The sequence below is a fragment of the Variovorax sp. J31P207 genome, from assembly GCF_030316965.1.
Lineage (GTDB): Bacteria > Pseudomonadota > Gammaproteobacteria > Burkholderiales > Burkholderiaceae_C > Variovorax > Variovorax ginsengisoli_B.
Genome location: NZ_JASZYN010000014.1, coordinates 155,409 through 169,694 on the forward strand (window position 1 = coordinate 155,409; position 14,286 = coordinate 169,694).

Genomic DNA, 14,286 nt, shown 5'->3' on the forward strand with positions numbered 1-14,286 from the left:
CTAGTCCCGCAGCACCCAGCCGTCGGGCACCGACTTCAGCAGCGGACTCTCGAACACGCCGACCACCCGCGCGGCGCGCTCGGCCCCGAGCTTGTCGACCCAGCGGCGACCCTGCAGCATCGCGACCCCGCAGGCCACCACATCGCCGCCCAGCGACTCGATCAGCTCCCAGGCCGCGAGCAGCGTGGTGCCGGTGCTGACCGCATCGTCGACCAGCACCAGGCGCCTGCCCTCGATCAGCGGACGCAGGTGGGGGTCGAGATAGATGCGCTTGCCCGGCGTCGGCGAGGTGATCGAGTGCACCGGCGCGGACAGCGCCTCGTCGTACCAGAACTTGCGCGAGTAGCCCATCGGGAGATAGCGCGCATGGCCCAGCGCACGCGCGACCACCGGCGCCAGCGTGAGCCCCAGCGTGGGCAGGCCGATCACCAGCTCGGGCGCCTGCGGGGCCAGCCGCTGCGCCAGCATGGCGCCCAGCGTGTCGACCACCTCGAGCGAGGCGTGGTTGACCAGCAGCGATGCGACGGCATGCGACGGCTCGTGCGCGAGTGGCCGGATCGGCAGCATCAGCACGCGGCCGTCGGGCAGGCGGGCCGGATAGCCGAAGCGCCAGGGCGCCTCGGGCCGCTCGACCGAATCGGCCGCGACGATGCGCTGCCAGTGCTCGGTGGTGGCTTCGGTGAAATGTCGGGTCATCTTCAAGTCAGCTGCGGCGCCAGCTGGCGCGACGGATCGGGCACCGGCGTGGCGGCCAGCAGGCGCTGGGTATAGGGGTCGCGCGGCGCATTCAGCACCGCGTCCGCATCGCCGCTCTCCACCACCCGGCCCTGGTGCATCACCATCACGCGGTCGGCCATGGCGCGCACCACGCCGAGGTCGTGGGTGATGAAGAGATAGGCCAGTTGGCGCTCGCGCTGCAGGTCGAACATCAGCTTGAGGATCTGCGCCCGCACCGAGACGTCGAGCGCCGACACCGGCTCGTCGGCAACGATCAGCGCCGGATTCGATGCCAGCGCGCGGGCGATCCCCACCCGCTGGCGCTGGCCACCCGAAAGCTCGTGCGGCAGGCGGTGGCGAAAATGCGCGGCCGCGAGGCCGACTTGCTCGAGCAGCGCATCGACCTCGACCGCCGCCGCGCGGGCGTCCAGCCCGCGGTGCCAGGTCAGCGGCAGGGCGACGCTCTGGCCGATGGTGCGGCGCGGATTGAGCGAACCGCCGGTATCCTGGAACACCACCTGCACCTCGCGGCGAAAACTGCGCGCCGCCTCGCCGGAGCGGGTCGCGACATCCATGCCCTTGTAGAGGATGGTGCCTTCGCTCGGCGCCGTGAGGCCCAGCAGCATGCGTCCGAGCGTGGTCTTGCCGCTGCCGCTCTCGCCGACCAGGGCCAGCACCTCGCCGGCGCGGATCGACAGCGAGACGCAGTCGACCGCGCGCTGCATCTGCCGGGCGCGGAACAGCCCGCCGCTCGCGCGCACCGGGAACAGGCGGCTGAGATCGCGGGCTTCGAGCAGCATCGGGGTCGCCTCGTTCATGATGGCGCGGCCTCGTTGCGTTGCCAGGCGTCGGCGGCCAGCGCCTCGTCGCTGCGCAGGCAGCGGTCGGCACCGGGGCCTCGGGTTCGCAGCGCCGGCGTGCCGCTGTCGCAAAGGCCGGCACGGGCGATCGGACAGCGCGGATGAAAGCGGCAGCCTGCGGGCCAGTGGCCGGCGATCGGCACGCTGCCCGGAATCGAGAACAGCGAATGCGCGCGCGACCGCGGACTCAGGATGCTGGCCAGCAGGCCCTGCGTGTAGGGATGGCGCGGCGCCGCGAACAGCGGCGCGACCTCGTTGGCCTCGACCACCTGGCCGGCGTACATGACGTTGACCCGCTGGCAGGTCTCGGCCACCACCGCCAGGTCGTGCGTGATCAGCAGGATGCCGAGGTCGAGTTCCTTGCGCAGCCGCATCAGCAGCTTCAGGATCTCAGCCTGGACCGTGACGTCGAGCGCCGTGGTCGGCTCGTCGGCGATCAGCAGCGCGGGCCGCATCGCCAGCGCGCTCGCGATCAGGATGCGCTGGCGCATGCCGCCCGAGAGTTCGTGCGGATACTGGCGCGCGACCCGTGCGGCGTGCGGCAACTCCATCATGTCGAGCAATTCGAGGACGCGCGCCTCCAACCCGTCGGTGCGTCCGTGAGCGCGCAGCGGCTCGGCGATCTGGCGGCCGACCGGCATCAGCGGATCGAGGTAGCTGGTGGGGTCCTGGAACACCATGCCCACGCAGGCGCCGCGCACCGCCCGCAGTTCGGCGGCCGGCAGCCGCGCCAGGTCGCGGCCTTCGAGCAGGACCTGCCCGGCGGCCAACCGCGCCAGCGGCGACGGAAAGAGGTTCATCAACGCGAAGGCCGTCATCGACTTGCCCGAGCCCGATTCGCCGACCAGGCCCACGGCCTCGCCGCGGCGCACCGTGAGCGACAGGTCGTTGACCACGCGCAGCGCGGCCGCGCCCTGGCCGATGTCGACCGACAGCCCGCGCACGTCGAGCAGCAGATCCGCAGCGCTCATTTGGGCCCCCGCGGATTCAGGGCGTCGTTGAGCGCGTCGCCGAAGACATTGAACGACAGCACGGTGAGCGCGATCGCGAGGCCCGGGAAGGCCGACATCCACCAGGCGCTGCGCAGGTACTGCTGGGCGTCGTTGAGCATCGCGCCCCAGGACACGTGGTTCGGATCGCCGAGGCCGAAGAAGCTCAGGCTGGCCTCGATCAGGATCGCCATCGCGATGTCGAGCGAGCCCAGCACGATGATCGGCGCCGCCACGTTGGGCAGGATCTCGCGCACGATGATCGCGCCGTGGCCCATGCCCGCCACCCGCGCGGCGTCGACGAACTGCGATTGCGCCAGCGCGGCGACCGAGGCCCGCACCACCCGCGCCAGCTGCGGCCAGGAGAGCGCCGCAATCACCACGATCATCTTCAGCACGCTGGTGCCGAACAGCGCGATGACGATCAGCGCCACCACGAAGCGCGGCAGCGTCTGGAAGAACTCGGCGATGCGCATCAGCAAGGTGTCGAGCCAGCCGCCGAAGTAGCCCGCCAGCGCGCCGACGACGACGCCGACGACCACCGCGATCAGCGCGCTCAGCACGCCGACGGTCAGCGAGATGCGGCTGCCGAAGACCACCCGGGCCCAGATGTCGCGGCCCAGGTCGTCGGTGCCGAGCCAGTGGCCCGGCGACAGCGGTTCGAGCAGCGCGCTGTCGCCGCCGCCGAGCGGGTCGTGGCCGGTGGCCAGCGGCGCGAACACGGCCAGCCCGAACAGCAGCGCGAGGAAAGCCAGCGCGAGCAGCGTCGTCGGTCGCCGCAGCAAGCGCCGCCGGAAGCCGGCCTTCTGGAAGGGCGTGCCCACCGCGGGGGCCGTCATCGTCAGTGTGATCGGGTCGCTCATGCGCGTTCGATCCGGGGATCGATCCATCGGTGGATGATGTCGGTGACCAGGTTGGCGATCACCACCGTGACCGACACCATCAGCAGGATCGCCAGCATCACCGGATAGTCGCGCTTGGAGATCGATTCGTAGAGCAGCCGCCCGATGCCGGGCCAGGCGAACACGGCCTCGATCAGCGCCGAGCCGGCGAGCACGAAGCCGACGTTGTAGCCGATCACCGTGAGCACCGGCGCCGCGGCATTGCGCAGCGCGTGCACCACCACCACCGTCCACTCGGAAGCGCCGCGCGAGCGCGAGGCCAGGATGAAGTCGGCGTTCATCACCTCCAGCATCGCGGCGCGCGTGATGCGCGTGATCAGCGTGAGGTAGCGCAGCGACAGCGCAAAGGCCGGCAGCGCGAGGTAGGACAGGTGCTGCACGAAGCCGTCGAAGCCGGGCAGCGTGCCGCGCACCGGGTTGTTGCCTTGCGACGGCAGCCATCCCAGCCAGATCGCGAACACCAGGATCAGCAGTTGGCCGAGCCAGAAGTCGGGAATCGCGTAGCCCGCCGACGAGGCGCCCTGGATCGCCGAGTCGACCAGGCCGCGGCCAGGGCGGGTGGCGGAACGGGCCGCGACGACGCCGAACACGATCCCCATGACACTGGCGAAGGCAAGCGCGGTCAGGGTGAGTTCGAGCGTCGCGCCCAGCCGTTCGAGGATCAGCGTCGCCACCGGCTGCTGGTTGGCGAACGAATAGCCGAAGTCGCCCTGCGCCACCTTGGCCAGGTAGCGCAGCAGCTGGACCCACACCGGCTGGTCGAGCCCGAACTCGCGGCGCATCTGGTCGAGGTACTCGGGCGGCGCCGGGAAGTCGCCCACCAGCAAGGTGATCGGGTCGCCCGGCGTGAAGGCGATCAGCAGGAAGTTGAGCACCACCACCGCGAGCAGCAGCGGGATCGCGTGCAGCAAGCGCCGCAGGATGAAGGAGGACATCGGCGACTAGTCGATCCGCTTGACGCCGGCCCACTGGTCGCGCGCATCGAGCGCGGGGAAGACCCCCGTGAGCTTCTTGCTCGCCGTGTCGACCGTCTCCTCGTCGAACAGCACCAGGGTCGGCAGGTCTTCGTTGAGGATCACCTGCAGCTCCTTGTAGAGCTTGGCGCGGGCCTCGCGGTCGGTGGCGGTCGCGGCCCGGGCGAGCAGGTCGTCGACCTTCGGATTCGAATAGCCGCTGGCGTTGGTGTTGGGCGCGGTCCCGGTGTAGCTGTTGTACAGGCGGGTGTAGCCGATGGCCGGGTCGCCGGCCGAGAAGTACGAGCCGAGCATCATGTCGTAGTCGCGCTTGGCGAACACGCGGTCGTAATACACCGAGCGCTCGAGCGGTTCTAGCTTCACCTCGATGCCGATCTGGCGCAGGTTGTCCTGGATGATCTGCGACTGCGCGCGCATCTGCGCGCGGCTGACGTCGAAGGGCATGCGCAAGGTCGTGCCGCCCGGCTTGGCGCCGGCCTTCTCGAACAGCGCCTTGGCGCGCGCCGGGTCGAGCGGGTACTTCTTCGCGTAGCTCACCTCGTCGTTGAAGAGCCACTTGAAGCCGTCGCCGAAGGCGCCGGCGCCCGGCCGGGCGATGCCGTTCATGGCCTGCTTCACCAGCCGCTGCCGGTCGATCGCCAGCGCCGCCGCATGGCGCGCCTCGATCTTCGAGAACAGCGGCGACTGGGTGTTGAACATCAGGAAATAGATCGCCGGAATGTTCACGCCGCGGCGCGGTGCCAGGTTCTTGTCGGCCAGGATGCGCGGGACTTCGGGCTTGGGCGTGTAGAAGTCGAGCAGTTCGTCGATCTCGCCGGTCTGCAGGGCGGGCACGCGGTTGGCCGCCTGCGGAATCACCTGGAAGATGATCGATTCGAGGAAGGGCTTGTCGCCGTCCCAGTACTGGTCGTTGCGCACCAGCTTGATGCTGGCGCCGCGCTTCCATTCGCCGAACTTGAAGGGGCCGGTGCCGACCGGCTTCTGGTTCGCCGGATGGGTGCCGATGTTGCTGCCCTCGTAGAGGTGGCGCGGCAGCATCGGGGCGTCGAACACCGTCATCTGCGACAGCAGCGGCGCGTACGGCTTCTGCAGCCGCACCACGACGGTCAGAGGATCGGGCGTGTCGACCTCGACGCCCAGGCCCTTGAACACCGGCGCCGCGCGCGGATGCAGCTTGCCCACCACCTCGAGCAGCGTGAACTTGACGTCGGCGCTCGTGAAGTCCTTGCCGTCGTGCCACTTGACGCCGGGGCGCAAGGTGAAGCGGTAGGTCTTGCCGTCGGGCGAGACCGTCCAGGCCGTGGCCAGCGAGGGCTTGGGGTTGTATTGCGGGTCCAGCCACACCAGGCCTTCGAGGATCTTGGCCGAGACATCGCCGGCCGCGAAGTCGGTGGTCGTGCCGAGGTTCAGGGTCGGCGGGTCGGCGTCGATGGCCAGCACCGCCGTGCCCTTGCCGGTGGCCGCACGGCCGTAGCGCGAGGTGGCGAGGCTGCCGGCCAGGGCCAGCGCGCCCAGGCTCAACTGGCGGCGGGTCAGCGAAAGGGGCGAAGAATCGTGGGTGGAATCGGTCATCGTTCTAGGACAGCAATTTCGAGGCCAATGGGCCCGCCATTATTGGCGTGGAAAATGCGAGTCCACTGCAGCATCAAGGCGGCTTCGATGATTTCCGTTCCCATCCACCCAGGCATCCAGGCGTCGACCGAGGAAATGGTCGGCCTGCGCCGGCAGATCCATGCCAATCCCGAACTGGGCTACGAAGAGTTCCAGACCAGCGAGCTGGTGGCCCAGCGGCTGGCGCGCTGGGGCTATGCGGTGCACCGCGGCCTGGGCGGCACCGGCGTGGTCGGCAGCCTGAAGCTCGGCCAGGGCGGCAAGCGGCTGGGCCTGCGCGCCGACATGGATGCGCTGCCGATGACCGAGACCACCGGCCTGTCCTGGGCCAGCCGGAAACCGGGTGCCATGCACGCCTGCGGCCACGACGGCCACACCGCCACCCTGCTCGCGGCGGCCCAGGTTCTGGCGGCCGCGAAGGGCTTCGACGGCACGCTCAACCTGATCTTCCAGCCGGCCGAGGAAGGCCTGATGGGCGCGAAGAAGATGGTCGAGGACGGTCTCTTCGAGCGCTTCCCCTGCGATGCGGTCTATGCCTATCACAACGAGCCCGGCTTTCCGGCCGGGCAGTTCGGCTTCCTGCCGGGCGTCATCTACAGCTCGTCGGACACGGTCGTCATCACCATCGAGGGCAAGGGCGGCCATGGCGCGATGCCGCACACCACCGTCGACCCGATCATGGTCGCGGCCCACCTGATCCTGGCGCTCCAGACGCTGGTGTCGCGCGAGGTCGATCCCAACGACATGGCGGTCGTCACGGTGGGCGCGATGAACGCCGGCAAGGCGCCGAACGTGATTCCGACCAGCGCCGAACTCAAGCTGTCGGTTCGGGCGCGCAGGCCCGAGGTGCGCGCCTTCCTGCGCGAGCGCATCACCGCCATGGCACGAGGCCAGGCCGCCGTGCATGGCGCCAGCGCGGTGGTGGACTACCAATGGAAGATGCCGCCCTGCGTGAACGATGCGGCGGCCACCGACTTCGCGCGCCAGGTGGCGCTGGCCTCGATGGGCGAGAAGGCGCTGATCCCGGACATGGCGCCGTTGCAGGCCAGCGACGATTTCGCCTTCATGCTGGACGCGGTGCCGGGCAGCTATTTCATCGTCGGCAACGGCGACGGCAAGCCCGGCAGCGGTCCGGGCTGCATGGTGCACAACACCGGCTACGACTTCAACGACGAGATCCTGCCGAGCACCGCGAGCTACTGGGTGTCCCTGGTGCAGGCCTACCTGCGTTGAACGCCCTCCAGGATGCATAGACTCTCGCCACCATGAACCCTGAAGTCACCTACACCGTCCGCGTCGAATTCGGCGACTGCGACCCCGCCGGCATCGTCTGGTTTCCCAACTTCTTCCGCTGGATCGACGCCGCATCGCGTCACTTCTTCGCCGAGCGCGGCGTGCCGCGCTGGGAGGAAACGGCCCGCACGCTGGGCGTGATCGGCACGCCGCTGGTCGACACCCACACCCGCTTCGTCAAGAGCGCCAGCTACGGCGACACGCTGCAGATCGCGGCCGCGATCCGCGAGTGGCGCGAGAAGAGCTTCGTCCAGACCTACCGCGTGACGCGCGGCGAGGACCTGATCCTCGAATGCGAGGAGGTCCGCATCTTCGCCGCCGCCCGCGAAGGCGGCGGCATCCGGGCGGTGCCGATCCCGCCGGAGATCCGCCGGCTCTGCGAATAGGTTGCCCGGAGGGCGGATTCAGTCCTGGGACCCCCGGGCCACGATGCGCCGGTCGAACCAGTCGTCCATCATCGCCTTCTCGTAGCGCAGCCGATCGGCGGACGAATAGCGATTGACCGTCATGAGGTAGTTGAGGCTGGACAGCTCGTCGTCGGCGTCCGCCAGCACGCGGTCGCCGCGGGTCAGCGTGTAGTGCAGCCGCATCCGCGGCCAGGTGATGTCGCGCAGGATGCGGATGTAGGTGCCGGTCTGGAGGCGGAAGCGCCAGGGCTCGAACCAGCCGGCCAGGTCGATGTTCAGCACCTCGATGCGCAGGCTGTCGCCGGGCGGCAGGCCGCGCTCGGCCAGCTGCACCAGGTGGCGCTGGACGTCGCGCATGACTTCGAGCCGCTCGGGCTCGCTGCCGTTGGGATGCGAGTAGGCGGCATCGGTGAAGCGCTCCGGATGCACGAAGACGACCGACAACGCGGGCGCTGTGGCCTGCGCGGAGGCGCCGGCCACGAGCAGCGCGGCGAGCGTGGGAACGAGCAGTCGGGGCATGGCGCCTCCTGTCGACAACCGGCCTGGTTGGACACCGCGGCGGTCCCCCGGTTCCCGGCCGCTGCGTCAGCGGCTGGCCCAGAACGCGCGCTGCATCGCGATCGTCTCCTGCGCGATCTCTGTGACCGGGCCGATCAGCTCCACCGGCTTCTGGCCGTGGTCGAAGACATGGCGCGACGACAGGCTCATGGTCGGGTTCTCGGCATGGCTGCCGGTCTCCGCCAGCAACTCGGCCTCGGTCATCGCGAACACCACGCGCCCGATGTTGGCCCAGTAGGCCGTTCCGGCACACATGCAGCAGGGTTCGACCGCCGTGTAGAGCGTGCAGCCCCACAGGAATTCGGGCGTGAAGTTGGTCGCCGCCACCCGCGCCAGTGTGGACTCGGCGTGGTTGACGGTGTCGATGTTGCATTGCTCCAGCAGCACGGTCTCCTGGTCGGGGCCGACCAGCACGGCACCGAAGGGATGGTGCCCCAGCGCGACGGCGCGCAGCGCCACCTCGTTGGAGCGACGCAGGTGACGCAGCATCTGCGCGTGCGTCGGGCGCAGGCCCTGGGGCGGCAGCGGGGTTGTTCCGGACATGGTTTCGAATACTCCTGGATGACGACAGACAGAGGCTATTACTTTCGCACGGGCAGCGCCGTTGCGGCGCGGCGACTCACTCGACCATTTGGCAGAGGGGCGCAGCGCCCGCCAGGGAGTACAACCATCGCTCCATTCCAGCGGGAAAACCGATGGCCCAGCCGCAGCGATTTCTCGTCAAGATGCGAGCCCCCGCAGGCCAGGCCTCGGTGCAGCTGTTCGGCGCCGCCGTGCCGCTGCGCATCCGGCCCCTGTTCCAGAGCATCGGCGCCCCGGCCGGGCTGGGCCTGGCGGCCGGCGCCAGCTGGCACATCGTCGAGCCGGCGCTGGCGCTCGACGCCGGCAACCCCTGGGACGTCTGCCACGCGATGGTGACCCAGGGCCTCGGCCTGGCGGGCGCCGCCCTGCCCGAGTTCGCCGAACCGGACTTCGCCCAATCCTGGATCACCGGCTCGTCCGAGGCCGAAGCGCTGGCGCTGACCGCGTCTTGCGAGCCCGTCGCCCAGAAGACCGGAAGCAGCGGCTATCCCGGCGCGGACGACCCCCTCTGGCACCAGGACGACGGCCATTCGGAGTTCGCCCGCGCGCTCGCGGACCTGACGCTGCCGCCCGCCAACCAGCGCGTACGCATCGCCCACCTGGACACCGGCTTCGATCCCGCGCACCAGAGCCGGCCGGCCCTGCTCGAGACCGCGCTGCAGCGCAACTTCGTCGACGACCAGGCGCCCGGGGACGCCACCGACACGGCCTCGGGCGTGTTCAACAACCGCGGCCACGGCACCGGCACGCTGAGCCTGCTGGCCGGGTCACCGGCCGGCGGCCTGCCGCGCCTCGGGGCGGCACCGTTCGCCCGGGTGGTGCCGCTGCGCGTCGCCGATCGCGTGGTGCTGTTCCGCAACAGCGCGATCGCGCAGGCGCTCGATCATGTCCATGCGCTGTGCGCGACACAGGCGACCGCCGTCGATGTCGTGACGCTGAGCATGGGCGGCCTCGCGAGCAGCGCCTGGGCCGATGCGGTCAACGCGCTTTACGAGGCCGGAGTGGTGGTGGTGGCCGCGGCCGGCAACAACTTCGGCAACCTGCCCACGCACCATGTCGTCTACCCGGCGCGGTTCAACCGCGTCATCGCGGCCTGCGGCGTGATGGCCGACCACCAGCCCTACGCCGACCTGCCGGCCTCGAAGATGGCCGGCAACTACGGGCCGGCGAGCAAGATGCGCACCGCCATGGCGGCCTACACGCCGAACGTGCCGTGGGCCAAGCTCGGCTGCGGCACGGTGGTCGACCTCGACGGGGCCGGCACCTCCGCGGCCACGCCGCAGATCGCAGCCGCCGCCGCGACCTGGCTGCAGAAGAACAAGGCCGCGTGCGGCCGCTACACGCAGCCCTGGATGCGGGTCGAGGCCGTGCGCCGGGCACTGTTCGACAGCGCCGGCGACGGCGACCCGATCAGGTTCGGGCGCGGTTGCCTGCAGGTCGTGAAGGCGCTGGCCGTCGAGCCCGCGGCCGAAGCCGCACTGAAGGCAGAGGCGCCCGACAGCGCCTCCTTCCCGCTGTTCAAGGTGCTCACCGGGCTCGGCCTGCAGGCCCAGGCCACACCGGCGCAGGCGATGCTGGAGCTGGAGGCCCTGCAGCTGTCCCAGTGCTCGGCGATCGAGCGCATCCTGCCCGAGCCCGCGGTCGACCCGCTGTCGCTCACCGGGCCCGAACGCATGGCCGTGCTGGAAGCCCTGCGCAACCATCCGCGGGCCTCGCAGGCGCTGCGGGCGGCCCTGCGGTCGCATTCCGCGCCCGACCCGGGCCTGCCGATCCCGCCGCAGAGGCTGAGCCGCATCGAGGCCCTGCACCTGCAGCACGCCCTGGCGCCGCAGCCGCCGACACCGGCCGCGCGGCGGCTGCGCATCTACGCCTATGACCCCTCGCTGGGCCGCGACCTCGACACGGTCGGCCTCAACGAGACCGTGGCCGAGGTGCGCTGGGAGGCGAAACTGCAGCCCGGCCCGGTCGGCGAATACCTCGAGGTGGTCGACGTCGATCCGGCCAGCGGCTGCTGCTACGCCCCGGTCGATCTCAACGATCCGCGCCTGCTGGCAGCCGACGGCCTGCGCCCTTCGGAAGCCAATCCGCAGTTCCACCAGCAGATGGTCTACGCGGTCGCCATGCGCACCATCGACCATTTCGAGAGAGCGCTGGGCCGGGTGGCGCTGTGGGCACCGCGGGCCGGCCCGCAGTCGGAGCGCTTCGTGCGCCGGCTGCGCATCCATCCGCACGCCCTGCGGGCCGAGAACGCCTACTACAGCCCCGAGCGCAAGGCCTTGCTGCTCGGCTACTTCGCGTCGAGCGCGGCGACCAGCGGGGCACCGTCGGAATACGTCTTCACCGCCCTGTCGCACGACATCGTGGCCCACGAGACCACCCATGCGCTGCTCGACGGCCTGCACCGGCGCTTCCGGGAGGCGACCAACCCCGACGTGCTGGCCTTCCACGAGGCCTTCGCCGACATCGTCGCGCTGTTCCAGCATTTCTCGATGGGCGACTCGCTGCGCGAAGCGGTCGCCCGGGCCCGTGGCGACCTGTTCCAGCCGACCCTGCTGGCCAAGCTGGCGGTGCAGTTCGGCAATGCCACCGGACACTATGGCGCCCTGCGCCAGGCGATCGGCAAGGAGGTCCGGGACGAGGCCACCGGCCAGAACGTCTGGCAGCCCGCGGCGCCGCCCGACAAGGGCGACTACCAGCGCTCGACCGAGGCCCACGCGCGCGGCGCGGTGCTGGTGTCGGCGGTCTTCGACGCCTTCCTGAAGATCTACACGCGGCGTGCGCAGGTGCCGATCCGGCTCGCCACCCATGGCTCAGAAGTGCTGCCCGAGGGCGCCCTGCCGGCACAGCTGGTGGATGCGCTGACCGAGGTCGCGAGCAAGGTGGCGAGCCAGATCCTCGGCATGTGCATCCGCGCGCTCGACTACTGCCCGCCGGTCGACATCACTTTCGGCGACTACCTGCGGGCGCTGGTCACGGCCGACCGCGACCTGGTGCATCACGATCCGCTCGGCTACCGGGTCGCCTTCGTCTCGGCCTTCGCGGCGCGCGGCATCTACCCCGAGAACGTGCGCACGCTGTCGGTCGACACCATCGCCTGGGAGCCGCCGCCGGCGCCCTTCCCGCGCCTGGAACGCCAGCTCGCCGGGCTGCAGCTGAACTGGGACCTGCAGGTCGACCGCGAAGCGGCCTGGACGGACGCGCGCGCCAACGCCGCACTGCTGCACGGATGGCTGGTCGACCCGGAGGTCGTCGACGACGACGAGCTCGCGGTACTCGGCCTGCGCCGCGGCGCACCGGCATCCGTCTCGCTGGCCGGCACGGACGGCAGCGCCGTGCCCTGCACGCTGCACGGCATCGAGGTGCACTCGATCCGCCCGCTGCACCGGGTCGGCCCCGACGGCCAGCTGCTGTCGCAGCTGGTGATCGAGCTGACCCAGTCGCTGCATGCCGACGACGGCTCCGGCATGGTGTTCCGCGCCGGCGCCACCCTGCTGTTCGACATCGGCAAGGGCGCCATCACCTACCTGGTGCGCAAGCGGGTCGACCAGCAGGCGCGGGTCTCGGCGCAGCAGGCGCTGTGGGCAGACCGCCGGGCGGCCCAGCCCAACAGCTATTCGGGGCTCGCCACGCACGACGCCGAGCCTTTCGCGCTGCTGCACCGCGCCCACTGAGACGGGACACACCATGGCCGCCGCCAAGAAGACCCCGACGCCGAGCAAGAAGCCGCCGCGCGCCACGGTGCGAACCTACCGCCACGGCCTCGGCGACTGCCACCTGGTGACGCTCTACGGTGCCCGGAAGGCCAAGTACCAGATCATGATCGACTGCGGCGTGATCCTCGGCACGGCGAACGCCGGCGCGGTGATGACCGAGGTGATGGACGACATCCTGGCCGCCACCGGCGGCAGCATCGACCTGCTGGTCGCGACCCACGAGCACTGGGACCATGTCTCGGGTTTCGCCCAGGCCGCCGAGTCGTTCGCCAAACTCAAGGTCGGCGCGGTCTGGCTGGGCTGGACCGAGGACCCGAAGGACGCCGACGCGAAGCAGCTGCGCGGCGAGCGCGACAACGCCCTCGCGCTGCTGCGGGCCGCGGCCGTCCGGATGCAGCTCGATGGCGGCGGCGATGGCGAGCCGAACCTGCTGACGTCGCTGCTCGACTTTTTCGGCGCCGCCGCACGGACCACCACCGCCTCGGCGCTGGAGCTGGTGCGCGCCAAGGTGGCCCGGCCGCGCTATTGCGACCCGAAGGACCTGCCGGTCGAGCTCGACGGTTTCCGCGGCCGCATCTACACGCTGGGTCCGCCGCGCGACATGAAGATGCTCAAGAAGACGCTGCCGAGCGCCAAGGCGCCCGAGACCTACGGCATGGCGCTCGCGGCGGCCGAGCGGAGCATCGGCCAGGCGCTGGCGAACCCCGAGGAGCAGCCGTTCTCGAATGCGTTCCGGATCCCGAACCGGGTGGCGCAGAGCACGCCTTTCTTCCAGCAGCGCTACTGGAACGACGAGGCCTGGCGCCGCATCGATGTCGCCTGGATGGACGACGCTTCCGAACTCGCGCTGGCGCTGGACAGCATGACCAACAACACCAGCCTCGTGCTGGCGATCGACCTCGACGATGTCGGCGTGCTGCTGTTCGCCGCCGACGCCCAGGTCGGCAACTGGCTCACGTGGAGCGACTGCAAGTGGCGTGTCAGCGGCAAGCCGGTCACCGGCCCGGACCTGCTCGCGCGCACCGTCTACTACAAGGTCGGCCATCACGGCAGCCACAACGCGACCCTGAAGGCCGGCGGGCTCGAGCGGATGACGGCCCTCGACGTCGCGGTGATCCCGGTCGACCACGCCATGGCGCTGAAGAAGAAATGGGGCGACATCCCGCTCGACACGCTGGTCACGGCGCTCGGCAAGGCGACCACCGAGCGGGGCTACGTGGTGCGCACGGACGAAGAGCTTTCGGCGACTGCGAAACGGCGCGGGGCGCGGATGACGCGGTTGTATGTGGAGGTGGATGTTTTTTGAGATGGCTCGGCGCTTCGAAGGGCGCCCGGCAAGCGGTGCGGGCCAGTCGACCCCACTGCGCCGGCCCTTCGGGCTGCCTTGCGGTGCTCGCTTCAGGCGGGGTCCACGCGAAACTCGCTTCGCTCAAACACGCGCGGCCCTTATCCGCCTGAAGCTGCGCTCCTCAGCGGCGCAGAGGGGATCGCCCGTCCCGCACCGCATGCCGGGCGCAGGGGTGTTCAAAGCGTCGCGACGTCTCCAACGCCGATGCAACCCCAACGTACCAGCGGTGGTGGGCGGTATGCCCTGGGCCGGCCGTTGAGGCACCGCCGAGCAGCGCAGCGGTGCGCGGAAAAAGGGCCGCGCGTGTTTGAGCGAAGCGAGTTTGCGCGGAC

Annotated in this window: 12 protein-coding genes; 4 read left to right on the forward strand and 8 right to left on the reverse strand. The window is 70.3% G+C overall.

Annotation, left to right across the window (positions count from 1 at the left end):
• From QTI68_RS32985 to QTI68_RS33010, 6 genes are read right to left on the reverse strand one after another with little or no spacing between them, the layout of a single operon-like run.
• On the reverse strand, positions 1-696 hold the full coding sequence (locus QTI68_RS32985; protein WP_286527776.1) for a phosphoribosyltransferase: 696 nt from the start codon (positions 694-696) through the stop codon (positions 1-3).
• A 2-nt stretch (positions 697-698) separates the two neighbouring features.
• The gene (locus tag QTI68_RS32990; RefSeq protein ID WP_286527779.1) at positions 699-1,535 is read right to left on the reverse strand and encodes an ATP-binding cassette domain-containing protein; all 837 of its coding nucleotides are present in this window, start codon (positions 1,533-1,535) and stop codon (positions 699-701) included.
• Positions 1,532-2,548: an ABC transporter ATP-binding protein gene (locus QTI68_RS32995; protein WP_286527781.1), complete on the reverse strand. Its 1,017-nt coding sequence runs from the start codon at positions 2,546-2,548 to the stop codon at positions 1,532-1,534. The genes QTI68_RS32990 and QTI68_RS32995 overlap by 4 nt, the downstream gene beginning before the upstream one ends.
• A complete protein-coding gene (locus tag QTI68_RS33000; protein ID WP_286527782.1) occupies positions 2,545-3,429 on the reverse strand; it encodes an ABC transporter permease in 885 nt (294 codons plus the stop codon). Before QTI68_RS33000 ends, QTI68_RS32995 begins: the two co-directional genes overlap by 4 nt.
• Positions 3,426-4,403, reverse strand: coding sequence for an ABC transporter permease (locus QTI68_RS33005; RefSeq protein ID WP_286527784.1), 978 nt, complete (start codon positions 4,401-4,403; stop codon positions 3,426-3,428). Before QTI68_RS33005 ends, QTI68_RS33000 begins: the two co-directional genes overlap by 4 nt.
• A 6-nt stretch (positions 4,404-4,409) precedes the next feature.
• On the reverse strand, positions 4,410-6,014 hold the full coding sequence (locus tag QTI68_RS33010) for an ABC transporter substrate-binding protein (RefSeq protein ID WP_286527786.1): 1,605 nt from the start codon (positions 6,012-6,014) through the stop codon (positions 4,410-4,412).
• 87 nt (positions 6,015-6,101) lie between these two features.
• Here QTI68_RS33010 and QTI68_RS33015 point away from each other — a divergent pair, with 87 nt between their 5' ends.
• Both QTI68_RS33015 and QTI68_RS33020 read left to right on the forward strand, forming a co-directional pair.
• The gene (locus QTI68_RS33015) at positions 6,102-7,286 is read left to right on the forward strand and encodes a M20 aminoacylase family protein (protein ID WP_286527788.1); all 1,185 of its coding nucleotides are present in this window, start codon (positions 6,102-6,104) and stop codon (positions 7,284-7,286) included.
• A 32-nt stretch (positions 7,287-7,318) separates the two neighbouring features.
• Positions 7,319-7,732 (forward strand): acyl-CoA thioesterase, encoded by a 414-nt coding sequence (locus QTI68_RS33020; RefSeq protein ID WP_286527789.1) that lies wholly within the window; start codon positions 7,319-7,321, stop codon positions 7,730-7,732.
• An 18-nt stretch (positions 7,733-7,750) separates the two neighbouring features.
• On the opposite strand, the gene QTI68_RS33025 is transcribed toward QTI68_RS33020, so the two are convergent.
• Both QTI68_RS33025 and QTI68_RS33030 read right to left on the reverse strand, forming a co-directional pair.
• Positions 7,751-8,272, reverse strand: coding sequence for a DUF3016 domain-containing protein (locus tag QTI68_RS33025; protein ID WP_286527790.1), 522 nt, complete (start codon positions 8,270-8,272; stop codon positions 7,751-7,753).
• Between the two features lie 66 nt (positions 8,273-8,338).
• Positions 8,339-8,854, reverse strand: a complete 516-nt coding sequence (locus QTI68_RS33030) for a nucleoside deaminase (protein ID WP_286527791.1) — start codon at positions 8,852-8,854, stop codon at positions 8,339-8,341.
• Positions 8,855-9,006: 152 nt separating this feature from the next.
• Here QTI68_RS33030 and QTI68_RS33035 point away from each other — a divergent pair, with 152 nt between their 5' ends.
• Positions 9,007-12,564: a S8 family serine peptidase gene (locus QTI68_RS33035; protein ID WP_286527793.1), complete on the forward strand. Its 3,558-nt coding sequence runs from the start codon at positions 9,007-9,009 to the stop codon at positions 12,562-12,564.
• Positions 12,565-12,577: 13 nt separating this feature from the next.
• Complete coding sequence (locus QTI68_RS33040) at positions 12,578-13,912, forward strand: ComEC/Rec2 family competence protein (RefSeq protein WP_286527795.1); 1,335 nt, start codon at positions 12,578-12,580, stop codon at positions 13,910-13,912.
• Positions 13,913-14,286 lie beyond the last annotated feature (374 nt).

Bases quoted from the DNA above. Each gene is read 5' to 3' on its own strand.
- QTI68_RS32985 (WP_286527776.1), bottom strand. From the start codon at position 696: ATGACCCGACATTTCACCGAAGCCACCACCGAGCACTGGCAGCGCATC.
- QTI68_RS32990 (WP_286527779.1), bottom strand. From the start codon at position 1,535: ATGAACGAGGCGACCCCGATGCTGCTCGAAGCCCGCGATCTCAGCCGC.
- QTI68_RS32995 (WP_286527781.1), bottom strand. From the start codon at position 2,548: ATGAGCGCTGCGGATCTGCTGCTCGACGTGCGCGGGCTGTCGGTCGAC.
- QTI68_RS33000 (WP_286527782.1), bottom strand. From the start codon at position 3,429: ATGAGCGACCCGATCACACTGACGATGACGGCCCCCGCGGTGGGCACG.
- QTI68_RS33005 (WP_286527784.1), bottom strand. From the start codon at position 4,403: ATGTCCTCCTTCATCCTGCGGCGCTTGCTGCACGCGATCCCGCTGCTG.
- QTI68_RS33010 (WP_286527786.1), bottom strand. From the start codon at position 6,014: ATGACCGATTCCACCCACGATTCTTCGCCCCTTTCGCTGACCCGCCGC.
- QTI68_RS33015 (WP_286527788.1), top strand. From the start codon at position 6,102: ATGATTTCCGTTCCCATCCACCCAGGCATCCAGGCGTCGACCGAGGAA.
- QTI68_RS33020 (WP_286527789.1), top strand. From the start codon at position 7,319: ATGAACCCTGAAGTCACCTACACCGTCCGCGTCGAATTCGGCGACTGC.
- QTI68_RS33025 (WP_286527790.1), bottom strand. From the start codon at position 8,272: ATGCCCCGACTGCTCGTTCCCACGCTCGCCGCGCTGCTCGTGGCCGGC.
- QTI68_RS33030 (WP_286527791.1), bottom strand. From the start codon at position 8,854: ATGTCCGGAACAACCCCGCTGCCGCCCCAGGGCCTGCGCCCGACGCAC.
- QTI68_RS33035 (WP_286527793.1), top strand. From the start codon at position 9,007: ATGGCCCAGCCGCAGCGATTTCTCGTCAAGATGCGAGCCCCCGCAGGC.
- QTI68_RS33040 (WP_286527795.1), top strand. From the start codon at position 12,578: ATGGCCGCCGCCAAGAAGACCCCGACGCCGAGCAAGAAGCCGCCGCGC.